The sequence below is a fragment of the Archangium sp. genome (genome assembly GCF_036388035.1).
Classification (GTDB): domain Bacteria; phylum Myxococcota; class Myxococcia; order Myxococcales; family Myxococcaceae; genus Archangium.
On record NZ_DASVSO010000738.1, the window covers coordinates 1 to 2,711 of the forward strand.

General features: G+C 69.8%; 2 protein-coding genes. One reads left to right on the top strand and one right to left on the bottom strand.

All coding sequences use genetic code 11. The annotated features are described in order from the left end of the window. Positions 1-1,794, bottom strand: a 1,794-nt coding sequence (locus VF697_RS30375) for a two-component system sensor histidine kinase NtrB (protein WP_331100382.1), incomplete at its 3' end; no start/stop codon positions are given. A gap of 400 nt (positions 1,795-2,194) precedes the next feature. On the opposite strand from VF697_RS30375, the gene VF697_RS30380 reads away from it, so the two are divergent. Beyond that, positions 2,195-2,711 (top strand): hypothetical protein (locus VF697_RS30380; protein ID WP_331100384.1); only part of this gene is annotated, 517 nt, incomplete at its 3' end.

Here is a 2,711-nt window from a genome sequence, read left to right on the forward strand (position 1 = left end):
GTCCCTGGGCTCCTGGCCCTCCAGGGGGAGCTCGATGGAGAAGGTGGCTCCCCGGCCGGGGCCCGTGCTCGCGCACGTGAGCGAGCCGCCCATCTCCGCGGCCGCCAGCGCGCTGATGTGCAGGCCGAAGCCGTGCCCGTCCTTCTTCGTGGTGAAGCCCTGGGAGAAGATGCGCGGCAGGTGCTCGGGCTGGATGCCCACGCCGTTGTCGGTCACCTCGATGCGCAGCCACCCCTGGGTGCGCTGGGCCACGCGCACGGAGATCTGCTTCTCCGGTTTGCCGTTGTCGAGCACCGCGTGCCGCGCGTTGGTCAGCAGGTTGTGCAGGATTTGAAGCAGCTTGTGCCGATCCACCATGGCGGGCGGCACCGTGGCGTACTCGGTGCGCACCTGGATGCCCAGGCGCCCGAAGGACAGGTTGTGCAGGCGCAGCGCGTCGTCCAGGAGCTGGGGCACCGACATCTGCTCCAGCATGCCCGAGGAGCGCGCCTGGGACTGCTGCATGCTCACCACGGCCTTGATGTGCTCGATGCTCTGGTTGAGCGAGCGCGTCTCGGCCAGCAGCGCCTCCTGGTCGGCGAGGAGCTGCCCGGAGAGCGTCTCCAGGTAGCTCGGGATGTACTGGGCTCGGGGGTCCCGGGTGAAGAAGGCGCCCAGGTCGTGCGCGTTCTCGCGCAGCAGCCCCGTGACCTTGGCCACGCCGGCCACCCGCAGGGAGCGCAGTCGCTCGGAGATGACCCCCGCCGACACGTTCACGCTGTTGAGCGTGTTGCCCACGTTGTGGAGGATGCCGGTGGCCATCTCCGCCATGCCGGCCTGCCGCGACACGTCCAGCAGGCTGCGGTGCAGCTCGCTCAGCCGGGCCTCGGCCTCCTTGAGCGCGGTGATGTCCCGCCCGAAGAGCGTCATCCCCACCGGCTGCCCCTCGGCGCCGAGGATGGGGTTGAGGCTGATGTCCATCACCCGGGGCCGGCCCTGCACCACGAGGTCCACCTGGAAGTGGACGCGCTGCCCACCGAGTGTCTGCTCGATCCGCTCCTTCCAGATGGCCCGCTTCTCCGGTGCGAGCACGTCGAAGAGGGAGCCGACCTGGGAGGGAGGGGCCGAGAAGAGTTGTCGGCACATCTCCCTGCCCGCCTGGTTGGCGGTGATGATCCGCCCCCCCGGGTCGAGGGAGAACACCGGATCATCCGTGCTCTCCACGAGGCTGACCAGCTGGCCTTCGCTCTCGCGCAGCGTCCGCAGCGCCTGCTCGAACACCCCCTGCGCGCTCTCGCGCGAGGCGAGGAACATCCAGCTCATCACCCAGCCGCACAGCACGAAGAGCGCGGAGAAGGCGTTGAGCAACAGGCCGCCCGGGGGAGGGAAGGCGAGCGGGTGGAGCAGGCCCATGTTCACGGCGATGAGCGCGGTGAAGAGCAGGCTCCAGCGCAGCCCCAGCAGGTACACGCTCAGCATCGGCACCAGCATGGCCATGACGTTCACGGCCACGATCTGCTCTCCGGACTTCCAGGACTCGGAGATCATGGACGCCGTCACGAGCAAGCACAGCCCCAACGCGGGCAGCCGGATCGACGTGGCCCGGCGCACGCTCCACAGCGTTCCCATGATGCCCACCAGGGACACCATCTGGATGAAGCCGGCGCGCCACGGCTCCGGGCTCAACCGCACGTAGAAGGACAGGACCAGCAGGTTGAGCAGCAGCAGCATCCCGAGGATGCCCACCAGCAGCCGGCCCCGGCTGAGCTCCACGGGAGAGGACTGGCGCAGCGCCTCCGACAGACACGCGTCCAACCGCGTCAGGACCCAGGCCCAGGGTCCGAGGTGAGGCCGCGAGGCGACGGACGGTTTCGGTGACCGGGACCCCTCCAGCCTGATTCCCATGATGGACGTGCTGTGCATGGCCGCGGCTCTCCTGCTCCCCCAATCCGGGAGAACGTCTGGAAGCACAGGAGAGCACGGGATGACGCTCGGCCCACGGCCCCGGCCCGGGCGGACGTTGGGGGCAGAACACGCTCGACTGTCACGGTACGGACACTCCGGCGGCGGCCCGTAGCACGCGTCCGCGTTGACCCGGACGCGGGGTGCGCCCCGCGTCCCGCGCGCCAAAATCAAGGCTGGTACGCAAGGCGGGGACGCGAGCATGGACAGGGACTTCGGTGACGTCTGGAGAAGAGCACGGACATGGGCGTGCATGCTGGGATGGATGGGAGCGGGGTGTGCCGCGCCGCGGCCGCCGGTGAAGACGGATTCGGTGGAGGTCGAGCGGCCCGCCGCGCCAGCGGAAGAGGGCAAGCCCACGGAGTCCGAGCCCCAGCGGGGGCCGAAGCTGCGCTCGTGGGTGTTGCGCGGCAACGAGGCGAAGCTTCCCTCGCATGCACGCAGTGCCTTTCAGCGGAAGCTGGAGCTCGTCAGCGGCCCGGTGGAGGTGCTCGGCTTCGAGGAGCACGCGGAGTCAGGGGGGCTCAGCGAGGTGTCCGTGCTGCTGCTCCAGCCGGCGTCCGGGGAGGAGTACGTGGTGAACGCCTGGACCAGCCTGCTGCCTCAGCGGGTGACGCTGTCGCTCGCGGACACCTGGGTCTCCCCGGAGCGGAAGCTGGCCCTCCTCCTGGTGCGGCTCACCGGGCCCCAGGAGTCTCGCTGGGTGGTGCTGGGCACCGATGGCCGGCGGGCATGGTTCGCCCTGGGCACTTCCCCGGAAGAGCAACTCA